The 26,988-nt window shown below is 57.9% G+C and carries 19 protein-coding genes; 13 read left to right on the top strand and 6 right to left on the bottom strand.

The window, feature by feature from the left end; translation table 11 throughout:
- Window positions 1-34: 34 nt before the first annotated feature.
- From asd to glgP, 6 genes are all read left to right on the top strand, one after another.
- Window positions 35-1,138: an aspartate-semialdehyde dehydrogenase gene (gene asd / locus ACWHWP_RS22280; RefSeq protein ID WP_033146834.1), complete on the top strand. Its 1,104-nt coding sequence runs from the start codon at window positions 35-37 to the stop codon at window positions 1,136-1,138.
- A 231-nt stretch (window positions 1,139-1,369) separates the two neighbouring features.
- Window positions 1,370-3,556 carry a 1,4-alpha-glucan branching enzyme gene (gene glgB / locus ACWHWP_RS22275; RefSeq protein ID WP_047345724.1) on the top strand — a complete coding sequence of 729 codons (2,187 nt, stop codon included), beginning with the start codon at window positions 1,370-1,372 and terminating at the stop codon, window positions 3,554-3,556.
- Window positions 3,553-5,526: a glycogen debranching protein GlgX gene (gene glgX, locus ACWHWP_RS22270; protein ID WP_447856428.1), complete on the top strand. Its 1,974-nt coding sequence runs from the start codon at window positions 3,553-3,555 to the stop codon at window positions 5,524-5,526. Before glgB ends, glgX begins: the two co-directional genes overlap by 4 nt.
- Window positions 5,527-5,543: 17 nt before the next feature.
- On the top strand, window positions 5,544-6,839 hold the full coding sequence (gene glgC, locus ACWHWP_RS22265; protein ID WP_023309510.1) for a glucose-1-phosphate adenylyltransferase: 1,296 nt from the start codon (window positions 5,544-5,546) through the stop codon (window positions 6,837-6,839).
- Window positions 6,839-8,272, top strand: coding sequence for a glycogen synthase GlgA (gene glgA, locus ACWHWP_RS22260; RefSeq protein WP_059311218.1), 1,434 nt, complete (start codon window positions 6,839-6,841; stop codon window positions 8,270-8,272). The genes glgC and glgA overlap by 1 nt, the downstream gene beginning before the upstream one ends.
- A gap of 18 nt (window positions 8,273-8,290) precedes the next feature.
- Window positions 8,291-10,738: a glycogen phosphorylase gene (glgP, locus tag ACWHWP_RS22255; RefSeq protein WP_047345727.1), complete on the top strand. Its 2,448-nt coding sequence runs from the start codon at window positions 8,291-8,293 to the stop codon at window positions 10,736-10,738.
- Between the two features lie 89 nt (window positions 10,739-10,827).
- Here glgP and glpD read toward each other — a convergent pair whose 3' ends face one another.
- Complete coding sequence (glpD, locus tag ACWHWP_RS22250; RefSeq protein ID WP_063431224.1) at window positions 10,828-12,336, bottom strand: glycerol-3-phosphate dehydrogenase; 1,509 nt, start codon at window positions 12,334-12,336, stop codon at window positions 10,828-10,830.
- Window positions 12,337-12,586: 250 nt separating this feature from the next.
- Here glpD and glpE point away from each other — a divergent pair, with 250 nt between their 5' ends.
- Genes glpE through ACWHWP_RS22235 form a run of 3 tightly spaced genes read left to right on the top strand, consistent with a single transcriptional unit; the run spans window position 12,587 to window position 14,572 of the window.
- Window positions 12,587-12,919, top strand: a complete 333-nt coding sequence (gene glpE / locus ACWHWP_RS22245; RefSeq protein ID WP_006177908.1) for a thiosulfate sulfurtransferase GlpE — start codon at window positions 12,587-12,589, stop codon at window positions 12,917-12,919.
- A 47-nt stretch (window positions 12,920-12,966) separates the two neighbouring features.
- Entirely contained in the window at window positions 12,967-13,797 is an 831-nt protein-coding gene (gene glpG / locus ACWHWP_RS22240) for a rhomboid family intramembrane serine protease GlpG (protein ID WP_447856425.1), read from the top strand.
- A 16-nt stretch (window positions 13,798-13,813) separates the two neighbouring features.
- On the top strand, window positions 13,814-14,572 hold the full coding sequence (locus ACWHWP_RS22235; protein WP_008503060.1) for a DeoR/GlpR family transcriptional regulator: 759 nt from the start codon (window positions 13,814-13,816) through the stop codon (window positions 14,570-14,572).
- A gap of 81 nt (window positions 14,573-14,653) precedes the next feature.
- Here ACWHWP_RS22235 and malT read toward each other — a convergent pair whose 3' ends face one another.
- Window positions 14,654-17,359, bottom strand: coding sequence for an HTH-type transcriptional regulator MalT (malT, locus tag ACWHWP_RS22230; protein ID WP_047345730.1), 2,706 nt, complete (start codon window positions 17,357-17,359; stop codon window positions 14,654-14,656).
- A 585-nt stretch (window positions 17,360-17,944) separates the two neighbouring features.
- On the opposite strand from malT, the gene malP reads away from it, so the two are divergent.
- Entirely contained in the window at window positions 17,945-20,338 is a 2,394-nt protein-coding gene (gene malP, locus ACWHWP_RS22225) for a maltodextrin phosphorylase (RefSeq protein WP_447856423.1), read from the top strand.
- A gap of 9 nt (window positions 20,339-20,347) precedes the next feature.
- Window positions 20,348-22,426, top strand: a complete 2,079-nt coding sequence (gene malQ / locus ACWHWP_RS22220) for a 4-alpha-glucanotransferase (RefSeq protein WP_447856421.1) — start codon at window positions 20,348-20,350, stop codon at window positions 22,424-22,426.
- 88 nt (window positions 22,427-22,514) lie between these two features.
- Here malQ and gntT read toward each other — a convergent pair whose 3' ends face one another.
- From gntT to gntX, 3 genes are all read right to left on the bottom strand, one after another.
- Window positions 22,515-23,831 (bottom strand): gluconate transporter, encoded by a 1,317-nt coding sequence (gene gntT, locus ACWHWP_RS22215; RefSeq protein WP_047345733.1) that lies wholly within the window; start codon window positions 23,829-23,831, stop codon window positions 22,515-22,517.
- 366 nt (window positions 23,832-24,197) lie between these two features.
- Window positions 24,198-24,773, bottom strand: coding sequence for a Fe-S biogenesis protein NfuA (nfuA, locus tag ACWHWP_RS22210; RefSeq protein WP_003861601.1), 576 nt, complete (start codon window positions 24,771-24,773; stop codon window positions 24,198-24,200).
- A gap of 61 nt (window positions 24,774-24,834) precedes the next feature.
- Window positions 24,835-25,518 (bottom strand): DNA utilization protein GntX, encoded by a 684-nt coding sequence (gene gntX / locus ACWHWP_RS22205; protein WP_063431232.1) that lies wholly within the window; start codon window positions 25,516-25,518, stop codon window positions 24,835-24,837.
- 36 nt (window positions 25,519-25,554) lie between these two features.
- Here gntX and bioH point away from each other — a divergent pair, with 36 nt between their 5' ends.
- Together bioH and ACWHWP_RS22195 are read left to right on the top strand one after the other, a co-directional pair.
- Window positions 25,555-26,328, top strand: coding sequence for a pimeloyl-ACP methyl ester esterase BioH (gene bioH, locus ACWHWP_RS22200; protein WP_447856419.1), 774 nt, complete (start codon window positions 25,555-25,557; stop codon window positions 26,326-26,328).
- Between the two features lie 111 nt (window positions 26,329-26,439).
- Entirely contained in the window at window positions 26,440-26,709 is a 270-nt protein-coding gene (locus ACWHWP_RS22195; protein ID WP_447856417.1) for a YdgH/BhsA/McbA-like domain containing protein, read from the top strand.
- A 33-nt stretch (window positions 26,710-26,742) separates the two neighbouring features.
- Here the strand turns inward: ACWHWP_RS22195 and feoC are convergent, their stop codons facing one another.
- Window positions 26,743-26,979: a [Fe-S]-dependent transcriptional repressor FeoC gene (feoC, locus tag ACWHWP_RS22190; RefSeq protein ID WP_059311224.1), complete on the bottom strand. Its 237-nt coding sequence runs from the start codon at window positions 26,977-26,979 to the stop codon at window positions 26,743-26,745.
- Window positions 26,980-26,988 lie beyond the last annotated feature (9 nt).

Here is a 26,988-nt window from a genome sequence, read left to right as displayed (position 1 = left end):
AAACAGCACACACCCTCAGCAGGAAAAAAATGCTATGAAAAACGTTGGTTTTATCGGCTGGCGCGGTATGGTCGGCTCTGTACTCATGCAACGCATGGTTGAAGAGCGCGATTTCGACGCTATCCGCCCGGTCTTCTTCTCCACTTCCCAGCTCGGCCAGGCTGCTCCGTCCTTTGGTGGTACCACAGGCACGTTGCAGGATGCGTACGATCTGGAAGCGCTGAAGGCACTCGACATTATTGTCACCTGCCAGGGCGGCGATTATACCAACGAAATCTATCCAAAGCTGCGTGAAAGCGGCTGGCAGGGCTACTGGATTGACGCGGCCTCTTCGCTGCGTATGAAAGACGATGCCATCATCATTCTCGACCCGGTTAACCAGGGCGTCATTACCGACGGCCTGAACAACGGCGTGAAAACCTTTGTCGGCGGCAACTGTACCGTCAGCCTGATGCTGATGTCGCTGGGCGGCCTGTTCGCGCAGGACCTGGTGGAGTGGGTCTCCGTGGCGACCTACCAGGCGGCGTCCGGCGGCGGCGCGCGTCATATGCGCGAGCTGCTGACCCAGATGGGCCAGCTGCACCAGAGCGTCGCGACCGAGCTGGCAAACCCGGCGTCCGCGATTCTGGATATCGAGCGTAAAGTCACTCAGCTGACCCGCAGCGGCGAGCTGCCGGTGGATAACTTTGGCGTACCGCTGGCCGGTGGTCTGATCCCGTGGATCGACAAACAGCTGGATAACGGCCAGACCCGCGAAGAGTGGAAGGGCCAGGCCGAGACCAACAAAATTCTCGCGACCGCGAACACCATTCCGGTTGACGGCCTGTGCGTGCGCATCGGCGCGCTGCGCTGCCACAGCCAGGCCTTCACCATTAAACTGAAAAAAGATGTGTCTATTCCGACCGTGGAAGAGCTGCTGGCCGCGCACAACCCGTGGGCGAAAGTGGTGCCAAACGATCGCGATATCACCATGCGCGAACTGACCCCTGCGGCCGTTACCGGCACGCTGACCACGCCGGTTGGCCGTCTGCGTAAGCTGAACATGGGGCCGGAGTATCTCTCCGCGTTCACCGTGGGTGACCAGCTCTTATGGGGCGCGGCAGAACCGCTGCGCCGCATGCTGCGCCAGCTAGCGTAATAATTTGTTAACTACGAGGGGGTGATTTTCACCCCCTTTTTTTGCGTACTACATGGAGTAAAACGCATATGTCTTATTTTTATCAGGAGTCGTGTAGAGCGTTGGCTATGCTTTAAGGAAGAGTCATTTCTTACCTGAGGTTAGGACGGGCTGACAGGATGCCCGTTCAGGTCACATTAAAGTCGTCCCAGGCGCTAAAAAAGGACGACATAAAAAAACAGGATGAATACCATGTCCGATCGTGTGGATAGAGACGTGATTAATGCGCTTATTGCGGGTCATTTTGCCGACCCCTTTTCCGTGCTTGGGATGCATCATACTGAGGCTGGTCTGGAAGTTCGGGCATTGTTACCGGATGCCACCGAAGTGTGGGTCATTGAACCCAAAACCGGCCGCAAGGTGGGTAATCTGGAATGCCTCGATTCACGTGGCTTCTTCTCCGGGGTAATGCCCCGTCGTAAAAACCCCTTTCGTTACCAGCTCGCCGTCATCTGGCACGGCCAGCAAAACCTGATTGACGACCCCTATAGTTTTGGCCCGCTCTTAAAAGAGATGGACGCCTGGCTGCTGTCTGAAGGGACCCACCTGCGACCTTATGAAACGCTGGGTGCCCATGCGGACACGATGGACGGTATCACCGGCACGCGGTTTGCCGTGTGGGCGCCAAATGCCCAGCGCGTCTCCGTTGTCGGACAGTTCAACTACTGGGACGGGCGCCGTCACCCGATGCGCCTGCGCCGCGAAACCGGCATCTGGGAGCTGTTTATCCCCGGGGCGCACAACGGGCAGCTCTATAAGTTCGAGATGATCGACGCCAACGGCAAGCTGCGCATTAAATCCGACCCTTATGCCTTTGAAGCGCAGATGCGCCCGGAGACCGCGTCGCTGATCTGCGGCCTACCGGAGAAAGTCGTCCAGACGGAGGAACGCAAGCAGGCCAACCGCTTTGATGCCCCGATCTCCGTTTATGAGGTCCATCTCGGCTCATGGCGTCGCCACACCGATAACAACTTCTGGCTGAGCTACCGGGAGCTGGCCGACCAGCTTGTTCCATACGCCAAATGGATGGGCTTTACCCACCTTGAGCTGCTGCCGGTCAATGAACACCCGTTCGACGGCAGCTGGGGCTATCAGCCCACCGGGCTGTATGCGCCGACGCGCCGCTTCGGCACGCGCGATGACTTCCGCTACTTCATTGATGCCGCACACGCCGCCGGGCTGAACGTGATCCTCGACTGGGTGCCGGGTCACTTCCCGTCGGATGATTTTGCGCTGGCAGAGTTTGACGGCACCAAGCTGTACGAGCACAGCGACCCGCGCGAAGGCTATCACCAGGACTGGAATACGCTGATCTACAACTACGGTCGCCGTGAAGTGTCGAACTACCTGGTCGGGAACGCGCTGTACTGGATCGAGCGCTTCGGCATTGATGCCCTGCGCGTGGATGCGGTGGCGTCGATGATCTACCGCGACTACAGCCGCAAAGAGGGCGAGTGGATCCCGAACGAGTTTGGTGGCCGTGAAAACCTGGAAGCGATTGAGTTTCTGCGCAGCACCAACCGCATTATCGGTGAGCAGGTCGACGGTGCCGTCACCATGGCGGAAGAGTCCACTGATTTCCCCGGCGTCTCCCGTCCGCCGTCAATGGGGGGACTGGGCTTCTGGTACAAGTGGAACCTCGGCTGGATGCACGACACGCTCGACTACATGAAGCTCGATCCGGTTTATCGCCAGTACCATCACGACAAGCTGACGTTCGGGCTGCTCTACAACTACACCGAAAACTTCATGCTGCCGCTGTCCCACGACGAAGTGGTGCACGGCAAGAAATCCATTCTCGACCGCATGCCGGGCGACGCGTGGCAGAAGTTTGCCAACCTGCGCGCCTACTACGGCTGGATGTTTGCTTTCCCGGGCAAAAAACTGCTGTTTATGGGCAACGAGTTCGCCCAGGGACGCGAGTGGAACCACGATACCAGCCTCGACTGGCATCTGCTGGAGGGCGGCGACAACTGGCACCACGGGGTGCAGCGTCTGGTCCGGGACCTGAACCTGACCTATCGCCATCACAAAGCGCTGCACGAGCTGGACTTCGATCCGTACGGCTTTGAGTGGCTGGTGGTGGATGACCACGAGCGCTCGGTGTTTGTCTTTGTGCGCCGTGACAAAGCGGGTAACGAGATTATCGTCGCCAGCAACTTCACGCCGGTGCCGCGCCAGCACTATCGCTTTGGCATTAACCAGCCGGGTAAATGGCGCGAAATCCTCAATACCGACTCCATGCATTACCACGGCAGCAATGCCGGTAACGGCGGGCTGGTACAGAGCGATGCCGTCGAAAGCCACGGGCGGCCCAACTCCCTGAGCCTGACGCTGCCGCCGCTTAGCACTATCTGGCTGGTGCGGGAGGGCGAATGACGCAGCTCACGGCAGGTAAACCCGAACCGCTCGGGGCGAGCTTTGACGGAAAGGGGGTGAACTTCACCCTCTTTTCCGCTCACGCGGAGCGGGTGGAACTGTGCGTGTTTGACGGGGAAGGTAACGAGCACCGTTACGATTTACCGGCGCGCACGGGGGAGACCTGGCACGGCTACCTGGCCGGAGGACGGCCGGGGATGCACTACGGTTTTCGCGTTCACGGTCCCTGGGACCCCGCGCAGGGCCATTGGTTTAACCCGGCGAAGCTGCTGATTGACCCGTGCGCGCACCGCGTGGACGGCGAGTTTAAAGACGACCCGCTGTTCCACGTGGGCTACGGCGAGCCCGACCACCGCGACAGCGCGCCCGTCGTGCCAAAAGGCGTGGTGGTGAACGATCTCTACGACTGGGAAGACGATGCCCCGCCGCGCACGCCGTGGGGAAATACCGTCATTTATGAAGCTCACGTCAAAGGGCTGACGTACCTGCACCCGTCGATCCCCAAAGAGATGCGCGGCACCTACAAGGCGCTCGGACATCCGACGATGGTCGCCTACCTGAAACACCTCGGCATCACCGCCCTGGAGCTGCTGCCCGTGGCGCATTTCGCCAGCGAGCCTCGTCTGCAGCGACTGGGGCTGAGCAACTACTGGGGCTACAACCCGCTGGCCATGTTCGCGCTCGAACCCCGCTATGCCGTCCATCCGGAGAAGGCGCGGGACGAGTTTCGCGATGCGGTAAAGGCGCTCCACGCGGCGGGTATTGAGGTCATTCTGGACGTGGTGCTGAACCACAGCGCAGAAAGCGATCTCGATGGACCAACGCTCTCCATGCGCGGAATTGATAACCGTAGCTATTATTGGATCAGGCAGGATGGCGATTACGAGAACTGGACCGGCTGCGGCAACACGCTCAATCTCAGCCATCCGGCGGTCACGCATTTTGCTTATGAATGCCTGAAATACTGGGTAGAAACGTTCCACGTCGACGGTTTTCGTTTCGACCTGGCGCCCGTGATGGGGCGCACGCCGGCGTTTAGCCAGCAGGCGCCGCTGTTTGAGGCGATAAAAAACTGCCCGGTGCTCTCGCAGGTGAAGCTCATCGCGGAGCCGTGGGACATCGGCGACGGCGGTTATCAGGTCGGGAATTTCCCGCCGCTGTTTGCCGAGTGGAACGATCACTATCGCGATGCCGTGCGCCGCTTCTGGCTGGAGCGGAATCTGTCGCTGGGGGAATTTGCCGGACGCTTTGCCGCATCCAGCGATCTCTTTAAGCGTGACGGTAAACGCCCGTCGGCCACCGTCAATCTGTTAACGGCGCACGACGGTTTTACGCTCCGGGACTGCGTTTGTTTCAATCAGAAACACAATGAGGCAAACGGCGAGGAGAATCGCGATGGCACTAACAATAACCATAGCTTTAATCATGGTATAGAAGGGTTAGGCGGAAGTCTGGACGTTATCGAGCGGCGACGCGCCAGCGTTCATGCGCTGCTGACAACGCTTTTGTTGTCGCAGGGCACGCCGATGCTGCTGGCGGGCGACGAGCACGGCCACAGCCAGCACGGTAACAACAATGCGTATTGCCAGGACAACACCTTAACCTGGCTCGACTGGGGAGAAGCGAACAGCGGGTTGATCCACTTCACCGCGGCGCTGATCCATCTTCGCCAGCAGATTCCTGCGCTGACCGCCGACCGCTGGTGGGAAGAGGGTGACGGGAACGTCCGCTGGCTGAATCAAGACGCGCAACCGCTAAGCGCGCAAGAGTGGCAACACGGCGTACCGCGCCTGCAAATCCTGCTCTCGGATAAGTGGCTGGTCACGCTGAACGCGACGGATGACGTCGCAGAGATTGTTTTACCTGACGGGGAATGGCGCGCCGTTCCCCCCTTTGCCGGAGCGGATAATCCGGTAGTAATGGCTGTCTGGCACGGGCCTGCGCACGGAGTGTGCGTATTCCAAAGATGATAAAAAAGGAGTTAGTCATGGTTAGATTAGAGAAAAACGATCCCTTAATGTTGGCACGCCAGCTACCATTAAAAACGGTTGCCCTGATACTTGCGGGCGGGCGTGGTACCCGTCTGAAAGATTTGACCATCAAGCGCGCCAAGCCGGCTGTTCACTTTGGTGGTAAGTTCCGCATTATTGACTTTGCGCTCTCCAACTGCCTGAACTCAGGTATTCGCCGCATTGGCGTCATTACGCAGTATCAGTCGCACACGCTGGTTCAGCATATTCAGCGCGGCTGGTCATTCTTCAGCGAAGAGATGAACGAGTTTGTCGATCTCCTTCCTGCGCAGCAGCGCGTTCACGGCGAAAACTGGTATCGCGGGACGGCAGATGCGGTCACGCAGAACCTCGATATCATTCGTCGCTATAGCGCGGAATACATCGTGATCCTCGCCGGGGACCACATCTACAAGCAAGATTACTCCCATATGCTCATCGACCACGTCGAAAAAGGGGCACGCTGCACCGTGGCGTGTCTGCCGGTGCCCGTTGCGGAAGCGACGGCGTTTGGCGTCATGCACGTGGATGCGGACGACAAAATTATCGACTTCGTTGAAAAACCGGCTAACCCACCAACCATGCCGGGAGACGACACCAAATCGCTCGCCAGCATGGGGATCTATGTCTTTGATGCAGACTATCTTTATGAGCTGCTGGAAGACGACGACAAAGACGAAAATTCCAGCCACGACTTCGGTAAAGACATCATTCCGAAAATCACCAAAGCTGGCATGGCGTATGCACATCCTTTCCCGCTGTCCTGCGTGCAGTCAGACCCGAATGCGGAACCTTACTGGCGCGACGTGGGAACGCTGGAAGCGTACTGGAAAGCAAACCTCGATCTGGCATCGGTTACGCCTGAGCTGGACATGTACGACCAGAACTGGCCGATTCGTACCCATATGGAATCGCTACCGCCGGCCAAATTCGTTCAGGACCGCTCCGGCAGCCACGGTATGACGCTGAACTCGCTGGTGTCCGGCGGGTGCATTATTTCAGGCTCGGTGGTGGTGCAGTCGGTACTGTTCCCCCGCGTGCGGATAAATTCATTCTGTAATATCGATTCGGCAGTCTTATTGCCGGATGTCTGGGTAGGGCGCTCGTGTCGTCTGCGTCGCTGCGTTATCGATCGTGCCTGCGTCATCCCTGAAGGGATGGTCATTGGCGAGAACGCGGAAGAAGACGCGCGTCGTTTCTACCGTTCGGAAGAGGGGATCGTGTTAGTCACACGGGAAATGTTGCGGAAGCTGCAGATCAAACAGGAGCGATGATGCAGGTTTTACACGTATGTTCTGAGATGTTCCCGTTGTTAAAAACGGGCGGTCTGGCAGATGTCCTTGGTGCATTACCGGCGGCGCAAATCGCCGGAGGAGTGGATACCCGAGTTCTGCTGCCCGCCTTCCCGGATATTCGGCGCGGTATTCCCGATGCAAAAGTCGTGTCGCGTCGTGAGACCTTCGCCGGACGCATCACCCTGCTGTTTGGACATTACAATGGCGTAGGGATTTACCTGATCGACGCGCCGCACTTATACGACCGACCGGGCAGCCCGTATCACGATACGAACCTGTTCGCCTATACCGACAACGTGCTGCGCTTTGCGCTGCTTGGCTGGGTCGGGGCAGAAATGGCGACGGGGCTGGATCCGTTCTGGCGCCCGGACGTGGTGCACGCGCACGACTGGCACGCCGGTCTTGCCCCGGCGTATCTCGCCGCGCGCGGCCACCCGGCCAAATCCGTCTTTACCGTGCATAACCTGGCGTATCAGGGCATGTACTATGCCCATCACATGAATGACATCGATCTGCCATGGTCGTTCTATAACATGCACGGGCTGGAGTTTAACGGGCAAATTTCGTTCCTGAAAGCGGGCCTGTACTACGCCGATCACATCACGGCGGTGAGCCCAACCTACGCCCGCGAAATTACCCAGCCGGAGTTTGGCTACGGTATGGAAGGCCTGCTGCAGCAGCGCCATCGCGAAGGGCGCCTGTCGGGTATTTTGAACGGCGTGGATGAACAGATCTGGAGCCCGGAAACCGATCTTCTGCTGGCGGCGCGCTACGGTCGTGATTCCGTGGAGGACAAAGCGGAAAACAAACGCCAGCTGCAGATTGCGATGGGCCTGAAGGTTAACGACAAAGTGCCGCTGTTTGCGGTAGTGAGCCGCCTGACCAGCCAGAAAGGGCTGGATCTGGTGCTGGAGGCGCTGCCCGGTTTACTGGAACAGGGCGGACAGCTGGCCCTGCTCGGTGCGGGCGACCCGGTGCTGCAGGAAGGTTTCCTTGCCGCCGCCGCGGAACATCCTGGCCAGGTGGGCGTGCAGATTGGTTACCACGAGGCGTTTTCGCACCGCATTATGGGCGGCGCAGACGTCATCCTGGTGCCAAGCCGTTTCGAACCCTGCGGCCTGACGCAGCTTTACGGCCTGAAATACGGCACCCTGCCGCTGGTACGCCGCACGGGCGGGCTGGCGGATACCGTATCCGATAGCTCTCTGGAAAACCTGGCGGACGGTATCGCCAGCGGGTTTGTCTTCGAGGACAGTAATGCCTGGTCGCTGCTTCGGGCGATTCGGCGTGCTTTCGTCTTGTGGTCCCGTCCATCGCTGTGGCGTTACGTTCAACGTCAGGCGATGTCCATGGACTTTAGCTGGCACGTCGCGGCGCAATCATACCGCGATCTCTATCAACGCTTGATGTAACGAGGCGAAGTTACTGATATGAACGCTCCATTTAGCTACTCTTCACCCACGCTCAGCGTTGAGGCGTTAAAGCACTCCATCGCCTACAAGCTGATGTTCACCATCGGGAAAGATCCGGTTATTGCCAACAAGCACGAGTGGCTGAACGCCACCCTGTTTGCGGTGCGCGACCGTTTAGTGGAACGCTGGCTGCGCTCAAACCGCGCCCAGCTCTCGCAGGAAACGCGTCAGGTTTACTACCTGTCGATGGAATTTTTGATTGGCCGCACGCTGTCCAATGCGCTGTTGTCGCTCGGTATTTATGACGACGTCAAAACCGCACTGGAAGAGATGGGGTTAGATTTAGAAGAACTGATCGACGAAGAGAACGACCCGGGCCTCGGTAACGGCGGTCTGGGGCGTCTTGCCGCCTGCTTCCTCGACTCGCTGGCGACGCTGGCGCTGCCGGGCCGCGGCTACGGTATTCGCTACGACTACGGCATGTTCAAACAGAACATCGTCGACGGGCGTCAGAAAGAGTCCCCGGACTACTGGCTGGAGTACGGTAACCCGTGGGAGTTTAAACGTCACAACACGCGTTACAAGGTGCGCTTTGGCGGGCGTATTCAGCAGGAAGGGAAAAAATCCCGCTGGGTGGAAACCGAAGAGATCCTGGCCGTGGCCTACGACCAGATTATTCCCGGTTACGACACCGATGCCACCAACACGCTGCGCCTGTGGAGCGCTCAGGCCAGTAGCGAAATCAACCTCGGTAAATTCAACCAGGGTGACTACTTTGCGGCGGTGGAAGATAAAAACCACTCCGAGAACGTGTCCCGCGTGCTGTACCCGGACGACTCGACCTATTCCGGCCGCGAGCTGCGCCTGCGTCAGGAGTATTTCCTCGTCTCCTCGACGATTCAGGATATCCTCAGCCGCCACCATCAGCTGCACAAAACCTACGCCAACCTGGCGGAGAAAACCGCGATTCACCTTAACGACACCCACCCGGTGCTCTCCATTCCGGAGCTGATGCGCCTGCTCATCGACGAGCATAAGTTCAGCTGGGATGACGCGTTTGAAGTGACCTGTCAGGTGTTCTCCTACACTAACCACACGCTGATGAGCGAAGCGCTGGAAACGTGGCCAGTGGATATGCTCGGCAAAATCCTGCCGCGCCATCTGCAGATTATCTTTGAGATTAACGACTACTTCCTCAAGACCCTGCAGGAGCAGTACCCGAACGATACCGGCCTGCTGAGCCGGGCGTCCATCATCGATGAATCGAACGGTCGCCGCGTGCGCATGGCCTGGCTGGCGGTGGTGATCAGCCATAAGGTAAACGGGGTGTCTGAACTCCACTCGAACCTGATGGTGCAGTCGCTGTTTGCGGACTTCGCGAAGATCTTCCCGACGCGCTTCTGCAACGTGACAAACGGCGTTACGCCGCGCCGCTGGCTGGCGCTGGCCAACCAGCCGCTGTCTGAGGTGCTGGACGAGAATATCGGCCGCACCTGGCGTACCGATTTGAGCCAGCTGAGCGAGCTTGAACAGCACATCGATTTCCCGACGGTGAATAAAGCCGTGCGCGAAGCCAAGCTGCTGAACAAAAAGCGCCTGGCGGTCTGGCTGGCGATGCACCTCAACGTGGTGGCAAACCCGAAAGCGCTGTTCGACGTGCAGATCAAACGCATTCACGAATACAAGCGTCAGCTGATGAACGTGCTGCACGTGATCACCCACTACAACCGCATCAAGGCCGATCCTACGGCGGAATGGGTGCCGCGCGTGAAGATCTTTGCCGGCAAGGCGGCCTCCGCCTACTACATGGCGAAGCACATTATTCATCTCATCAACGACGTGGCGAAGGTGGTTAACCAGGACCCGGAGATTGGCGACAAGCTGAAGGTGGTGTTTATCCCGAACTACAGCGTCAGCCTGGCGCAGCTGATCATCCCGGCGGCGGATCTCTCCGAGCAGATTTCCACGGCGGGTACGGAAGCGTCCGGCACCAGCAACATGAAGTTTGCCCTTAACGGCGCCCTGACCATCGGCACGCTGGACGGGGCGAACGTCGAGATGCTGGAGCATGTGGGGGAAGAAAATATCTTTATCTTCGGTAATACGACGGAAGAGGTGGAGGCGCTGCGCAGGAAAGGCTACTCGCCGCGTCAATATTACGAAGAGGATGAGGAGTTACGCCAGGTGCTGACGCAGATCGCAACCGGCGTGTTTAGCCCTGACGAGCCGAGCCGCTATCGCGATCTGGTGGACTCGCTGATTAACTTTGGCGATCACTATCAGGTGCTGGCGGATTATCGCAGCTACGTGGACTGTCAGGATAAGGTGGACGATCTGTACCGTCAGCAGGAGAAGTGGACCAGTGCCGCGATGTATAACATTGCCAATATGGGCTATTTCTCGTCCGACAGGACCATCAAGGAGTATGCCGATACGATCTGGCATATTGATCCGGTGAGGTTGTAAAAACAAAGCCGGGTGGCGGCTACGCCTTACCCGGCCTACTCGATCCCGTAGGCCCGGTAAGCGGTAGCGCCACCGGGCTTTTTTTCGCATCAAGACGCCAACGACAGCTCACGCTTCCCCGCGTTCTGCAGCAACCACTGCGCCACGCGGGACTGCTGCTCGGCGTTGAGCCACATCCCTTCTTTGGTACGACGCCAGATTGCATCGTCCAGGCGACGAACCCATTCGTGTTCGACCAGATAGCGCAGTTCGGCTTCGTACAGCTCGTGGCCGAAATGTTCGCCCAGATCCGCAATCTCTTTTGCATCGCCCAGCAACAGCTCGGTATTGCTGCCGTAGGTGCGGGCATAGTGACGCGCCATTCCTTCGGTGATGAACGGGAAGCGACGACGCAGCTTCGCGGCGTAATCATCGCGGTTATCGCCGATATCACCGCCGGGCAGTACCGCGCCTTTGGTCCATGCCGGGCCAATGCCTTTGTAGTACGGCGCCAGTTTCTCCAGCGCGTGCTCGGCCAGCTTGCGGTAGGTGGTGAGCTTGCCGCCAAACACCGACAGCAGCGGCGCCTGGCCGTCCACGTCGTGAATATCGAGCGTATAGTCGCGGGTGATGGCCTGCGGGGAATCCGATTCGTCGTCGCACAGCGGACGCACGCCGGAGTAGGTCCAGACCACGTCATCGCGCGACAGCTGTTTCTTAAAGTGCGCGTTATAGACTTTGAGCAGGTAATTCACTTCGCTCTCGTCGATTTCGACGTTTTTCGGATCGCCTTTGTACTCCACGTCGGTGGTGCCGATGATCGAGAACTCGTCCATCCACGGGATCACAAACACGATGCGCTTGTCTTCGTTCTGCAGAATGTAGGCCTGTTTCTGCGTATGCACGCGCGGCACCACAATATGGCTGCCTTTGATCAGGCGAATGCCGTACGGCGAAGGCAGATGCATGCCGTCGTCAAAGAACTGCTTCACCCACGGACCGGTGGCGTTCACCAGGCCGCGCGCTTTCCAGCTGAACTTCTCGCCGGTATCGATATCTTCCGCTTCGACAATCCACAGGCCGTTTTCACGACGGGCAGCGGTCGCGCGGGTGCGGGTTTTCACCTCGCCGCCTTTCTTCTCGACCATCTGCGCATTGGCCAGCACCAGGCGGGCATCGTCCACCCAGCAGTCGGAATATTCGAAACCGCGCACGATTTCAGGCTTAAGGACCGATTCTGAGCCAAAACGCAAACCGGTCGACCCCGGCAGGCTGGTGCGTTTACCCAGATGATCGTACATAAACAGACCGATTCGGATCATCCACGCCGGACGCAGATGCGGGCGATGGGGCAGGCGGAAGCGCATCGGAATAGCCAGATGCGGCGCCATTTTCAGCAGCACTTCACGTTCGGCCAGTGCTTCACTGACCAGGCGGAATTCGTAGTGTTCCAGGTAGCGCAGGCCACCGTGAATCAGTTTGGAGCTGGCGGACGACGTCGCGCAGGCGAGATCGTTAGCTTCCAGCATCAGCACGGATAATCCGCGTCCTGCGGCGTCGACCGCAATACCGGCACCGTTGATGCCACCGCCTATCACAATCAGATCTTTGGTTTCCATAACACCCTCACGCACTTTCGTTAAAGCTCAGAAATGTTCGATATCGCTCATAATAGCAAAGGAACGCGCTTTTGGTAACATCAAAAAAACAATTTAGAGTGATATGGATAACATAATGGCGTTTACCCGCCGCCAGGACGTACACTACGGGGTAAAATAGTGCGACTAACTTTTCTCCCTCTCCCCGTGGGAGAGGGCTGGGGTGAGGGCATCAGAGCGCACCCAACCTGAACAACAGAAAGAGAACACCATGGATCAGTTTGAATGTATTAACGTAGAAGAAGCCCACCAGAAGATGCACCAGGGAAAAGCGGTGCTGGTGGACATCCGCGACCCGCAGAGTTTTGCGATGGGTCACACGCCAGGCGCGTTCCATCTCACCAACGACACGCTGGGCGCGTTTATGCGCGATAACGACTTCGAGACGCCGGTGATGGTCATGTGCTACCACGGCAACAGCAGCAAAGGCGCGGCGCAGTATCTGCTTCAGCAGGGCTATGACGCGGTATACAGCGTCGACGGCGGTTTCGATGCCTGGCATCGTCATTTCCCGGCAGAAGTGGAATACGCTTTTGAGCGCTGATCCCGCTATACTGTCCCCTTTTGTGTGGAAATAAGCGACCGCTGCCCATGTTGATGATCACCTCTTTTACCAACCCGCGCGTCGCCCAGGCGTTTGTCGACTATATGGCGACGCAGGGCGTTATTCTGACCATCCAGCAACATCATCAGACCGACGTCTGGCTGGCCGACGAGAGCCAGGCCGGGCGGGTAAACGAGGAGCTGGCGCGTTTTCTTGAGAACCCCGGCGACCCGCGCTATCTGGCGGCAAGCTGGCAGTCCGGCCAGACGGACACCGGGCTGCACTACAGCCGTTTTCCTTTCCTTGCCACCATCCGCGAGCGCGCGGGCCCGTTTACGCTGCTGCTGATGGCCGCCTGCATCATCGTCTTTATTATTATGAACGTGGTGGGCGACCAGAGCGTGTTGATTGCCCTGGCGTGGCCGTATGACCCGTCTCTAGAGTTTGACGTCTGGCGCTACTTTACCCACGCGCTGATGCACTTCTCGGTGATGCATATCCTCTTTAACCTGCTCTGGTGGTGGTATCTCGGCGGCGCCGTTGAGAAGCGTCTGGGGAGCGGCAAGCTGATCGTTATCACCATTATTAGCGCCCTGCTGAGCGGTTACGTGCAGCACAAATTTAGCGGCCCGTGGTTTGGCGGGTTGTCCGGCGTCGTGTATGCCCTGATGGGCTATGTCTGGCTTCGCGGGGAACGCGACCCGGAAAGCGGCATCTATCTGCAGCGCGGATTAATAACCTTTGCGTTAATATGGCTGATTGCCGGATGGTTTGATCTGTTTGGTATGTCTATCGCCAATGGTGCGCACGTCACCGGGCTGGCCATCGGGCTGGCGATGGCCTTTGCCGACACGCTCCATGCGCGAAAACGAACATAATTCTCAGGGATAATTGATGAAACAAACACAACGCCATGACGCCATCATCGAACTGGTAAAAAAACAGGGATACGTCAGCACCGAAGAGCTGGTTGAGCAGTTTGCCGTCAGCCCGCAAACCATCCGTCGTGACCTGAACGACCTGGCCGATCAAAACCGCATTCTGCGCCACCACGGCGGCGCGGCGCTGCCGTCCAGCTCGGTCAATACTTCCTGGCACGACCGTAAAGCCACGCAGACGGCAGAGAAAGAGCGCATCGCCCGCAAGGTCGCCAGCCAGATCCCAAACGGGGCGACGCTGTTTATTGATATCGGCACCACGCCGGAAGCGGTCGCCCATGCGCTGCTGGATCACGAGAACCTGCGCGTGGTGACCAACAACCTGAACGTGGCCAACACCCTGATGCAGAAAGACGATTTCCGCATCATTCTCGCAGGCGGCGAACTGCGCAGCCGCGACGGCGGAATTATTGGCGAAGCGACCCTCGACTTCATTTCTCAGTTCCGCCTCGACTTCGGCATTCTGGGGATCAGCGGCATCGACAGCGATGGCTCGCTGCTGGAGTTTGATTACCACGAGGTGCGCACCAAGCGCGCGATTATTGAAAACTCACGCCACGTGATGTTGGTGGTAGACCATTCCAAGTTTGGCCGTAACGCGATGGTCAACATGGGCAGCATCAGCATGGTGGATGCGGTCTATACCGACGTGATGCCGCCGGCGGGCGTTATGCAGGTGATTAAAGATAATAATTTGCAGCTGGAACTGTGCTAACGGTTGTGTCGGGTGGCGCTGCGCTTACCCGACCTACAAAACCCGTAGGCCCGTGCAAGCGTAGCGCCGCCGGGCAATGAATTACACGCCGTACCCCATCATCTTCAAAAGCTGCTGCGCATGCTGCACCGCATCCTGACGATGCGCCACGCCCAGCTTCTGATACAGGTTGCGGATATGCGTTTTGATGGTGGTGGCCGCCACCGCCAGCTCGCCGGCAATCTGCTCATTGCTGTAGCCCGAATAGATCAGCCCCAGAACCTGCCATTCGCGCTGGGTGAGCGGGCTGGTGCGGATAAGCTCCGGCACTTCCGGGTGGTTCAGCAGACGTTCAACGAAGTTCTCATCGAAATGCGCAAACTTGTGGCGATGGTGCTGGTTAATCTCGCGCAGAATGCGCTGGGCGCGATGCTGATCCAGTTCCGGCAGCGTATTGAGCTGAATAAGCTGACGCAGCTGCTGCGCCATCACTTCACCTTCAATCACAAAGTGGCTGATAAACCCGGTGCGGTTAGCCAGCTGCAGCGCTTCCAGCAGCACGCGCTGCGCGTCGTTTTTACGGCCCGCCTGCCAGTAAAGCTGGTTAAGCAGCAGCAGGTTGCGGTTCAGGTCGCTCATCAGGCGCAGGCTGCGCGCGTTCTCGTTCAGCTCTTCCAGCACAATCTCTGCGGGCTCTAAATCACCGAGCAGGATCTGCGCGCGGGCGATGTTGCGCCACTGGCTCTGCAGGAAGTGGTTGTTGGCAAACTCCGGTTTTGGCGTCTGACGCAGCCAGTTGGCGGCGGATTTTTTGTCGCCGGTCATCTGCCAGTAAATCACCCGGACCTTATCGGCGTTCGAGACCCAGTCGCTATGATACTGACCGTTGCCGAGCAGGTTTTCCAGGCGGTTAAGATGGTTGCGGGCGTTATCGAGATCGCCGCGCGCCAGCGAGCACTGCACCAGCAGCGCCAGGCACTGTAGCTGCTGCTGCGGCTGGAAGCCGGAGAGGACGTTTACACCCTGACGGGCGCAGCTTTCGGCTTCATCCAGACGCGACCAGGCCCACAGTAGCTGAGCGCGAATACGCAGCAGGAACTCGTGCATCGGCAGCTGTTCCAGATGCTGTTCACGAATCAGCTGGAACGCCTTTTCCTGGTTTTCCCAGGCGGCCTGCAGGAAGCCCTGAGCGAACAAAATTTCGCTTTGCTGGATCAGGCTCCACAGCGCGTAGTGCCAGACATCATGGCGACGCGCCATCTGTTCGGTTTGCTGCATCAGCGACAGGGAGCGCGTCAGCTCGCCTTTGCAGTGCAGCACTTCGCCGTGTACCGACGTGGCAACAATCCGGCTGTAGAAGTTGGCGAGCGGCAGTTCATCCAGCGCGACCATCGCCAGGCGTTCAGCCTCGTCCGGGTCGCCGTCGTTAATCGCCACCTGGGCCCGCAGGGCGTTAAATTCACCGTGCAGGGGCGTATCCATGTTGCTTTCCATCTCCTGCTCCGCGCGGGCCAGCAGGGTGTTCACTTCGCTGTAGCGGTGCTGGCTCTGCATGAGCCAGGCCTGAAGCAGGACCAGGCGCGGGTTCTCCAGCAGGCTTTCCCACGGCAGCGCTTTGAGGGACTCTTCAAGCAGGGTCAGCTCGCTGTGGTTAAACAGGCCCCACGCGTGGTTGAGAAGGATATCGCGCAGCATGCTGGCGTCGCCGGCGGCCAGCGCGTGGTGAATGGCCTCGCTCGGGAAGCCCTGTGCCATCCAGCTTTCGGCGGCGGCGCGGTGGATTTCCGGCAGTTCAACCGCCAGCTCCCACTGACAGCGCTGGCGCAGGAAGCTACCAAACAGCGGGTGATAGCTAAACCACTCGCCCGGGTCATCCATGCGCGTCAGGAAGAGGCCCTGACGTTCAATCTCTTCGAGCTGCAGCTGACCGTTTTCACACCCCGTCACGCGCACGATCAGCGCATCGTTCATGGAGCGCAGCAGCGAGCTTTTCAGCAGGAAATTGCGGGTCGACGGATCGACGCTGTCCAGTACTTCATCCACCAGGTAATCCGACAGGTGGCTGGCGTTGATGCCGGCCAGGCGACGCGCAGACTGATGCGCCGGGCTGTTGTTTTGTCGGGCTGAAAGAGCGATGAGCTGCAGTGCCGTGGCCCAGCCGGCGACGTCATCGCACAGGCGGCTGCTTTCGGCGGCCTCAATCGGTGATGTCAGGCGGCAGTCAAAGAACTGCTTCGCTTCCTGGTGGGTAAAGGCCAGCTGCTGGCTGCCCACCTCAAGAAGCTGGTCGCGCACGCGCAGGTTGGCAATGCCCAGCTGCGGCAGGTTGCGGGACAGCACCACTAAGGTCAGGTTTTCCGGCTGATGGCGCAGGAAGAAGCGCATCGATTCATGAATAACCGGGTTAGTGATGAGATGGTAATCATCAATCACCACGTACAGCGGGCGATGCCATTCGGCCAGTTCGATAAACAGCTGAGAGAAAAGGGAGGACAGGCTGGCGTACTGGCGCTTTTGCACCATCACCTCACTGGCGACGCAGTGTCCATTGGTTGCCTGCTGAATAGCGGCAATCAGATAGCTGGCAAAGCGCTCCTGCTGGTTATCGCCCTCGTCAAGGGAGTACCAGCCAAGATCGCTTTTACCTGCGGCCCATTGCGAAATGAGCGTTGTTTTTCCATAACCTGCAGGGCTCGTAACCAGCGCCAGTCGGAAATTATGCGCGCCGGAAAGTTTAGCCAACAGACGCTCGCGGACCACGGTATGGTCAAGGCGAACCGGGCGACTTAATTTAGACGGAATCAACATAGGTTTCACTTCACTGTGGGGAACGAGAGATTTTATTTTTTTTGCGCTTCGTAATTAATGGATATAAGGTCGGCCAATAAGTTAACTATTGCAAGTTATGTCTGGATTTGGTGGCTCTGAATTTGCACTCTGTCACAAAACATTCAGACAGATGATGGAACTTTCTGGAAAGGTCTTTGACGCCCCGTCAATGCTGGCTTGTATGGCTGTGCTGCGGCTGCGCTGAAACTGGTTTCAGAAAGGGATAGTGACATCAAATTTAATATACTCCGGGTAAAGTTAAGGGAGATTAATAATCTCCTTAGTTATTACCCGATTGCAGAAATATTATTCTACGTAAGTAATCATTTCAGCGCGTTTTAATTTCACCCGAAACCGCATTTCATTTCTTTGACATTCTCCGCGGTTACTTTTTTATCTTCAGGGCACACTCGAACTATGCTCTGAGAGTGGCCTCGATCACACTTTTATGCTCATCCCCGCTACTCCTCCCTGTCTAATCCCCTGCGGGAGGAGGAAGAGGTGAAATGAGCCAGGCACACTAGCGCCAACTTGTGTTTTCTTTCTAAAGGATGCCGATCCCCTATGTCACAGCCTACCTTCAACAAAGCTCAATTCCAGGCTGCCCTGACGCGTCAGTGGCAGCGTTTTGGCCTTCATGCTGCAAACGAAATGACGCCTCACCAGTGGTGGCAGGCAGTGAGCGGTGCGCTCGCAGAGCAGCTGGATGCTCAACCTCTGGCAAAACCGGTAAAAGGCCAGCGCCATGTAAACTACATTTCAATGGAGTTCCTGATTGGCCGTCTGACGGGCAACAACCTGTTGAACCTCGGCTGGTATCAGGAGGTGGGTGATGTGCTGAAAGAGCACGATATTAATCTGACCGACCTGCTGGAAGAAGAGATTGACCCCGCGCTGGGCAACGGTGGTCTGGGGCGTCTGGCGGCCTGTTTCCTTGACTCCATGGCAACCGTCGGCCAGTCGGCGATCGGCTATGGCCTGAACTATCAGTACGGCCTGTTCCGTCAGTCATTTGCCGATGGCCATCAGATGGAAGCGCCGGACGACTGGCATCGCAACACTTACCCGTGGTTCCGCCATAACGCGCAGCTGGATGTGCAGGTCGGCATTGGCGGAAAAGTCACGAAGCAGGGCCTCTGGGAACCGGCGTTCACCATTACCGGCGAAGCCTGGGACCTGCCGGTGCTCGGCTACCGTAACGGCGTGGCGCAGCCGCTGCGCCTGTGGCAGGCGAAGCATGCGCATCCCTTTAACCTGACCAAATTCAACGACGGGGATTTCCTGCGCGCCGAGCAGCAGGGCATCGATGCCGAGAAGCTGACCAAAGTGCTCTACCCGAACGACAACCATCTGGCGGGTAAAAAGCTGCGTCTGATGCAGCAGTACTTCCAGTGCGCCTGCTCCGTGGCGGACATTCTGCGTCGCCATCACCTGGCGGGCCGCAAGCTGTCGCAGCTGCCGGACTTCGAAGTGATTCAGCTCAACGACACGCACCCGACCATTGCCATCCCAGAGCTGCTGCGCGTGCTGATCGACGAGCATCAGCTGAGCTGGGATGACGCCTGGGCCATCACCAGCCGCACCTTCGCCTACACCAACCACACCCTGATGCCGGAAGCGCTGGAGTGCTGGGATGAGAAGCTGGTGAAAGCGCTGCTGCCGCGCCACATGCAGATCGTCAACAAGATTAACGACCAGTTTAAAAAACTGGTGGATAAAACCTGGCCGGGCGACAAAGCGGTCTGGGCGAAGCTGGCGGTGGTGCACGATAAGCAGGTGCGCATGGCGAACATGTGCGTTGTCAGCGGCTTTGCCGTTAACGGCGTGGCCGCGCTGCACTCGGACCTGGTGGTGAAAGATCTCTTCCCGGAATACCACCAGCTGTGGCCGACTAAATTCCACAACGTGACCAACGGCATCACGCCGCGTCGCTGGATCAAGCAGTGCAACCCGCTGCTGGCCGGTCTGCTGGACAAAACCCTAAATAAAGAGTGGGCCAACGATCTGGACCAGCTGATCAACCTGGAAAAATACGCTGATGACGCGAAGTTCCGCGAGCAGTACCGCGCCATCAAACGGGAAAACAAAGTTCACCTGGCGGCGTTTGTGAAAGCGCGTACCGGGATTGAGATCAACCCGAATGCGATCTTCGATATTCAGATCAAGCGCCTGCACGAATACAAACGCCAGCACCTGAACCTGCTGCACATTCTGGCACTGTACAAAGAGATCCGTGAGAATCCGCAGGCCGACCGCGTGCCGCGCGTGTTCCTGTTCGGCGCGAAGGCGGCTCCGGGCTACTACCTGGCGAAAAACATCATCCTCGCCATTAATAAAGTGGCGGCGGCGATCAACAATGATCCGAAAGTAGGCGACAAGCTGAAGGTGGTGTTCCTGCCGGATTATTGCGTCTCTGCGGCTGAAATGCTGATCCCGGCGGCGGATATCTCCGAGCAGATCTCGACCGCAGGGAAAGAAGCCTCCGGTACCGGCAACATGAAGCTGGCGCTGAACGGCGCGCTGACCGTCGGCACGCTCGACGGGGCCAACGTCGAAATCGCCGAGAAGGTGGGTGAAGAGAATATCTTTATCTTCGGCCACACCGTAGAAGAGGTGAAAGCCATTAAGGCCAAAGGCTACGATCCGGTGAAATGGCGTAAGAAAGACAAAGTGCTCGATGCGGTACTGAAAGAGCTGGAAAGCGGTAAATACAGCGACGGCGACAAGCACGCGTTTGACCAGATGCTGCACAGCATGGACAAACACGGCGGTGACCCGTATCTGGTGATGGCCGATTTCACGGCCTACGTTGAAGCGCAAAAACAGGTCGACGTGCTGTATCGCGACCAGGAAGCGTGGACCCGGGCGTGCATTCTGAATACTGCCCGCTGCGGTATGTTCAGCTCTGACCGCTCAATCCGTGATTATCAGGCCCGTATCTGGCAGGCAAAACGCTAAGGAAGCGCGATGGAGAGTAAACGTCTGGACAGCGCCGCGCAGGCGGCGGGGATCAGCCTCAGTTACATTAATGCTCACGGCAAACCGCAGTCTATTGGCGCCGACACCAAAAGACGTTTGCTGGATGCCATGCACAAAACCGACGCGAAAGCGTCGGCTGCGCCGGTCCCGAACGTGAAGGTTTTCACCTCGGGTAAAAAGATGCCGCTGGCGGTGGAAGGGCGTGGCGAGTTTAACTGGCTGCTCACCACCGAAGACGGCCAGCAGCACAAAGGCCACGCCACCGGCGGCAAAACCCTTAACCTTCCGGCGAAGCTGCCGGAGGGCTACCACACCTTAACGCTCACCCAGGATGATCAGCGTTTTCACTGCCGGGTGATCGTCGCGCCAAAACGCTGCTATGAGCCGCAGGCGTTGCTTGAGGGCAAAAAGCTGTGGGGCGCCTGCGTGCAGCTCTACACCCTGCGTTCCGAAAGCAACTGGGGCATTGGTGATTTTGGCGATCTGAAAAAGATGCTGGCCTCTGTGGGGGAGCGCGGCGGCGCGTTTATCGGCCTCAATCCGATCCACGCGCTTTATCCGGCTAACCCGGAGAGTGCCAGCCCGTATAGCCCGTCATCCCGCCGCTGGCTGAACGTGATTTACATCGACGTTAATGCGTTAGACGACTTCACAAACAGCAAAGAGGCACAGGCGTGGTGGAACCTCAGCACCACGCAGCAGGCGCTGAAGCAGGCGCGCGACGCGGACTGGGTGGACTATTCTACCGTCACGGCGCTGAAAATGGCCGCGCTGCGCCTGGCGTGGAAAGGCTTTTCGCAGCGCGATGACGAGCAGATGGCCGCGTTCCGCCAGTTTGTCACGCAAGAGGGCGAGAGCCTGTACTGGCAGGCGGCATTTGATGCGCTGCACGCGTATCAGGTGAAAGAGGACGAAATGCGCTGGGGCTGGCCGGTCTGGCCTGAAGCGTATCAATCCGTCGACACGCCGGAAGTGAAAGCGTTCTGTAAAAAATACGCGGATGAAGTGGACTTCTACCTGTGGCTGCAGTGGCTGGCGTACAGCCAGTTTGCCGCCTGCTGGCAGGTGAGCCAGGGCTATAAGATGCCTGTAGGCCTGTATCGCGACCTGGCCGTCGGCGTGGCCGAGGGCGGCGCGGAAACCTGGTGCGACCGTGAACTCTACTGCCTGAAGGCGTCCGTCGGCGCGCCGCCGGATATCCTGGGCCCGCTCGGCCAGAATTGGGGCCTGCCGCCGATGGATCCGCACGTGATGGCGGCGCGCGCGTACGAGCCGTTTATCGACCTGCTGCGCGCCAACATGCAGAACTGCGGCGCGCTGCGTATTGACCACGTGATGTCCGTGCTGCGCCTGTGGTGGATCCCGTACGGTGAAACGGCGGATCACGGGGCGTACGTGCAGTATCCGGTTGACGATCTGCTGTCGATCCTGGCGCTGGAAAGCAAGCGTCATCAGTGCATGGTGATCGGTGAAGATCTCGGCACCGTGCCGGTGGAAATTGTCAGCAAGCTCCGCGACAGCGGCGTTTACTCCTATAAAGTGCTCTATTTTGAAAACGACCATGAGAAAACCTTCCGCGCGCCGAAAGCGTACCCTGAACAGTCAATGGCAGTCGCGACGACGCATGACCTTCCTACGCTTCGTGGCTATTGGGAAAGCGGCGATCTAACCCTTGGCAAAACGCTGGGCCTGTATCCTGATGAAGAGGTCCTGCGCGGTCTGTATCAGGATCGTGAGCTCTCCAAACAGGGGCTGCTGGATGCGCTGCACAAGCAGGGCTGCCTGCCGAAACGTGCCGGGCATAAGGCGTCGCTGATGTCCATGACCTCCACGCTTAACCGTGGTTTGCAGCGCTACATTGCTGACAGCAACAGTGCCCTGCTGGGCCTGCAGCCGGAAGACTGGATTGATATGGCGGAACCGGTCAACATCCCGGGCACCAGCTATCAGTACAAGAACTGGCGCCGCAAGCTGTCCATCACGCTTGAGACGATGTTTGCCGATGACGGGGTGAACAGGCTGATTAAGGATTTGGACAAGCGGCGAAAAGCAGCCGCGAAGAAGTGATAAAAAAACCCGCCAGTGGCGGGTTTTTTATTATCCGGTAGCGCTCATGTAGGTCGGGTAAGGCGAAGCCGCCACCCGACTTATGGCATCAAACCACCATATTCAACAGCAGAACCCCGACCAGACCGCACACCGAAATAATGGTTTCCAGCGCGGACCACGACTTGATGGTTTCACCGATGGTCAGGTTGAAGTACTCCTTGAACAGCCAGAAGCCCGGATCGTTTACGTGAGAGAAAATCACGCTACCGGAACCCACCGCGATAACCATCAGCTCAGGGCTCACGCCTGTCGTGGCAATCAGCGGGGCAACGATGCCGCCTGCGGTGATCGCCGCAACGGTCGCGGAGCCCAGCGCAATACGCAGCACCGCGGCGATAGACCAGGCCATCAGGAGCGGTGACACGTTGGTTTCGTGCATCATGGCCGCGATGTATTTGTCCACGCCGCTGTCGACCAGAACCTGCTTGAACGCACCGCCGCCGCCGATGATCAGGAGCATCATGGCAATGATTTTGATGGACGAGGTCAGCGTGTCGTTGATCTGATCCATTGAACGACCGCGGTTCAGACCGAAGGTGAACATCGCGATCAGGACCGCAATCAGGGTCGCCATAACCGGGTCACCCAGGAACTCGGCGACTGACAGGAACGGATGACCTTTAGGCAGGATCATCTCCGCCACGGCGCGCATCGCCATCAGAATAACCGGTACCAGAGAAGTCCAGACGCTGACGCCAAAGCCAGGCATCTCTTCTTCGGTGAAGGTTTTCGCGCTGTACAGACCTTCAGGAATCGGCTTATCAATGCCTTTCAGGAAGCGGGCATAGACCGGGCCTGCCAGGATTACCGTTGGGATTGCCAGAATCGTACCGAACAGCAGGGTTTTACCCATATCTGCGTGGAAAATGGTGGCGATAGCGGTTGGGCCCGGGTGCGGCGGCAGGAAGCCGTGGGTAACGGACAGCGCCGCAGCCATTGGCACACCGACGAACAGCAGCGGGATGTTAGCCGCGGCGGCGATGGTGAACACCAGCGGCAGCATCAGCACGAAGCCCACTTCATAGAACAGCGCAAAACCGACGGTAAAACCGGTTAACACCACTGCCCACTGAATGTTCTTTTTGCCAAATTTTTCGATAAGCGTGGTGGCAATACGCTGCGCCCCCCCGCAGTCCGCCAGCATTTTGCCGAGCATAGCGCCGAAGCCCATGATCAACGCCAGGCTGCCGAGCGTGCCGCCGACGCCGGCTTTAATCGAGCTGATAACTTTAACCAGCGGCATCCCTTGCATCAGACCGACTGCAAGTGCCACCAGAACCAGAGCGATAAATCCGTTCATTTTGAAACGGATCATCAAGAGCAGTAATAACACAACACCGATAGCAACGATGACTAATGGCATGATTTACCTGGCCTTTGAATTGTTATGGGTAACGTCATTGTTTCAACGACAAATTCCGATTGTCCCAACTGGGAACAGAGCGTTAACGGCACTCATACTGGTGCCTTCGAAACCATTAAGTTTAGTCGGCTGTTATAAGGATGCTGAGTGCCCACGAGAATGATACGGGTAACATGACGCGATTGAGAATCACCCTGGGGGGCTAAATTTGAATTATGAGACGCAGGTCAACATATAGAGGGGGAGCGGCGGGAAAACAAAAGCCGGGTGGCGGCTTCGCCTTACCCGGCCTACGATTCGGATGCAGTAACTGTTTTGTAGGCCCGGTAAGCGCAGCGCCACCGGGCAATACAGACGGGCACTGAATTAGTAGTAAGAGTGCTCGCCGCGCTGGTGTTCGGTCAGGTCGCGCACGCCTTTCAGTTCCGGGAATTCGTTCAGCAGCTGCTTCTCGATCCCTTCTTTCAGGGTCACATCCACCATGGAACAGCCGTTACAACCGCCGCCGAACTGCAGGATCGCCAGACCGTCTTCCGTGATTTCCATCAGGGAAACACGGCCGCCGTGTCCCGCCAGCTGCGGGTTGATCTGGGATTGCAGCAGATACTCAACGCGCTCCATCAGTGGGGCATCGTCAGACACTTTACGCATTTTCGCGTTTGGCGCTTTCAGGGTCAGCTGAGAACCCAGCTGATCGGTGACGAAGTCGATCTCCGCATCTTCAAGATACGGTGCGCTCAGCTCATCAACGTAGGCGGTGAGCTGTTCAAATTTAAGGGCAGTGTCGGTGGCTTCCACAGCGTCCGGAGGACAATAAGAAACACCACATTCTGCATTCGGAGTGCCTGGATTAATCACAAACACGCGGATCTGCGTCCCTTCTTCCTGATTTGCCAGCAGTTTGGCAAAGTGCGCTTGTGCAGAATCGGAAATACGGATCATAGCTTTGGCCTAATAGTTGACTAAATTACCTGGGTATAATCATACGCCCATTGAAGAAGGGCTACAAGGTACGGCACAGACACCATACCTGAACCGACGCGGCGCCGCTTCGCAAAAGCAGTCGGGAAAGTTCAGCAACGGTACTGCCCGTGGTGACGACATCATCCACAATCGCGATATGGAGACCGTCGACCGGCAATTCAAGGCGAAAGGCATTTTTGAGGTTTCTTTTGCGAAGCCGGGCGCTGAGCTGGTGCTGAATGGCGGTGGCGTGGACGCGCGTAAGCGCGCTGGCGTCATACCGACAGCCGAGCCAGTGGGCGAGGGGGCGGCAGATCAGATCGCTCTGGTTATAGCCGCGCCGCCAGTGTCGGCGTCGGTATAAGGGCACATTCATCACCCTGTCGATTTTCGGTAGTCCCCGGTGACGACGCGCCTGCAAAACCGCCAGCAATAGCAGGCGGGCAAGGGGCTGTGCCAGGGAACTCTGGCCGGAAAATTTCAGCGCGTGAATAAGCCTGCTCAGCGGCGGAACATAATCATCCACGGCCACCAGCGCGCTCCACGGTGGGGATTTTTTCAGGCAACGGCCGCAGGGCAGAACGGGGTTCGTGGCCGGTAAACCACACTGTGGGCAGGTCGCGATTCGCCCTTCCAGCGATCGCGTGCAGACGGAGCAGATGCCCCATCCGCTGAGTGCAAGCGGCATTTGGCATAGCCAGCACGCGCCGGGCACTGTTAGCATGTGCAACCTCCATGTGAAAAAAGAGAACAGTAACTGATGAAGACGCTGTGGTGGCAGACTGCAGGGACAGGAAATTGCCATCTTGTGCTGCTGCACGGATGGGGCCTGAATGCAGAAGTATGGCATTGCATAAGTGAGGAACTTGCCTCGCATTTCACGCTGCATCTGGTGGACTTACCCGGTTTTGGCCGCAGCCGCGGTTTTGGGGCGATGTCGCTTGATGAGATGGCGCAACAGGTTCTGGACGCAGCGCCACAAAACGCCATCTGGCTCGGCTGGAGCCTGGGCGGGCTGGTGGCGAGCCAGATTGCGCTGTCGCAGCCCGAACGCGTGAAGGCGCTGGTGACCGTGGCGTCATCGCCATGTTTTAGCGCGCAAGAGGCGTGGCCGGGCATAAAGCCTGACGTGCTGGCGAGCTTCCAGCAGCAGCTGAGCGAGGATTTCCAGCGGACCGTAGAGCGCTTCCTCGCCCTGCAGACGATGGGCACGGAAACCGCGCGTCAGGATGCGAGAACGCTGAAGCAGACCGTGCTTTCCCTGCCGATGCCGGACGTAGAGGTGCTTAACGGCGGGCTGGAGATCCTGAAAACCGTTGACCTGCGCGAGCCGCTGGCCTCGCTGGCAGTGCCGCACCTGCGCATCTATGGCTACCTCGACGGCCTTGTGCCGCGCAAAGTGGTGCCGCTCCTGGATGCGCTCTGGCCGGACAGCAAATCGCAGGTCATTGCCAAAGCCGCGCATGCCCCGTTTATCTCTCATCCGGCGAAGTTTTGTTCAGCGCTCATTGCGTTAAGTCAACGTTTCGACTGATTATTTTCCATCCAGCCTGGAAAAAGTAACACACCGCAACCATACTCCAGTTGTCGTTGCGGTTGTTCTGCCTACGATAATCAAAACAACAATCCTATGGAGAGTCAGGCTATGAAACTTGTTACAGGTATTGTCACTTCTCTGGTTATTGGGTCACTTTCATTTGGCGCCTTTGCGGCAAAAGAGTTGGAAAAAGATAAAGTTGCAGGAATGAATCTGACCACAGTTGGTGAGATTTCTACGTCTGACACCACCGCGCCGATGGATGCAAGAGCAGAGCTGTCGAAGAAAGCGGATGAGCTGGGTGGGACGTACTACGTTGTTACCAGTGCTGAAAAGCAGACCAAAAACGTGCGCGCAACGGCGGACGTGTATAAGTAATACGATAAAGCCGGGCATCAGTGCCCGGCTTTATTAGCGCAGTGACCACCACTCCCTGAGGCAGGCTTTGCCTTCCGGACAGCTTTTACAACTGCCGGAGAGGCAACCGTCCGCGTCTTCCTGAATCCGCACGGCTTTCCCCATCGCTTCAAGCCTTTCCAGCATGGCATCGATCATCGGCTGCGGCGTATGCAGGGTGAGGCTTAATTGTTTGGCCTCCATCCGCCCCTGTAGCGCCAGCAGGTCACGAACCTGAATCAACGATGCCATTGCGTGCTC

The sequence above is a fragment of the Enterobacter sp. WI-ESBL-E8 genome, from assembly GCF_053364895.1.
The sequence above is the reverse complement of the archived record's forward strand: the minus strand, read 5'-3'. Positions and strand labels throughout refer to the sequence as shown.

Coding starts and splice junctions, on each gene's coding strand:
- bioH (WP_447856419.1), top strand. CDS start 25,555: ATGAAGACGCTGTGGTGGCAGACTGCAGGGACAGGAAATTGCCATCTT.
- glgC (WP_023309510.1), top strand. CDS start 5,544: ATGGTTAGATTAGAGAAAAACGATCCCTTAATGTTGGCACGCCAGCTA.
- malT (WP_047345730.1), bottom strand. CDS start 17,359: ATGTTGATTCCGTCTAAATTAAGTCGCCCGGTTCGCCTTGACCATACC.
- feoC (WP_059311224.1), bottom strand. CDS start 26,979: ATGGCATCGTTGATTCAGGTTCGTGACCTGCTGGCGCTACAGGGGCGG.
- glpG (WP_447856425.1), top strand. CDS start 12,967: ATGTTGATGATCACCTCTTTTACCAACCCGCGCGTCGCCCAGGCGTTT.
- malQ (WP_447856421.1), top strand. CDS start 20,348: ATGGAGAGTAAACGTCTGGACAGCGCCGCGCAGGCGGCGGGGATCAGC.
- gntX (WP_063431232.1), bottom strand. CDS start 25,518: ATGCTAACAGTGCCCGGCGCGTGCTGGCTATGCCAAATGCCGCTTGCA.
- gntT (WP_047345733.1), bottom strand. CDS start 23,831: ATGCCATTAGTCATCGTTGCTATCGGTGTTGTGTTATTACTGCTCTTG.
- glgB (WP_047345724.1), top strand. CDS start 1,370: ATGTCCGATCGTGTGGATAGAGACGTGATTAATGCGCTTATTGCGGGT.
- asd (WP_033146834.1), top strand. CDS start 35: ATGAAAAACGTTGGTTTTATCGGCTGGCGCGGTATGGTCGGCTCTGTA.
- glgA (WP_059311218.1), top strand. CDS start 6,839: ATGCAGGTTTTACACGTATGTTCTGAGATGTTCCCGTTGTTAAAAACG.
- ACWHWP_RS22235 (WP_008503060.1), top strand. CDS start 13,814: ATGAAACAAACACAACGCCATGACGCCATCATCGAACTGGTAAAAAAA.
- glgX (WP_447856428.1), top strand. CDS start 3,553: ATGACGCAGCTCACGGCAGGTAAACCCGAACCGCTCGGGGCGAGCTTT.
- ACWHWP_RS22195 (WP_447856417.1), top strand. CDS start 26,440: ATGAAACTTGTTACAGGTATTGTCACTTCTCTGGTTATTGGGTCACTT.
- glpE (WP_006177908.1), top strand. CDS start 12,587: ATGGATCAGTTTGAATGTATTAACGTAGAAGAAGCCCACCAGAAGATG.
- malP (WP_447856423.1), top strand. CDS start 17,945: ATGTCACAGCCTACCTTCAACAAAGCTCAATTCCAGGCTGCCCTGACG.
- glpD (WP_063431224.1), bottom strand. CDS start 12,336: ATGGAAACCAAAGATCTGATTGTGATAGGCGGTGGCATCAACGGTGCC.
- nfuA (WP_003861601.1), bottom strand. CDS start 24,773: ATGATCCGTATTTCCGATTCTGCACAAGCGCACTTTGCCAAACTGCTG.
- glgP (WP_047345727.1), top strand. CDS start 8,291: ATGAACGCTCCATTTAGCTACTCTTCACCCACGCTCAGCGTTGAGGCG.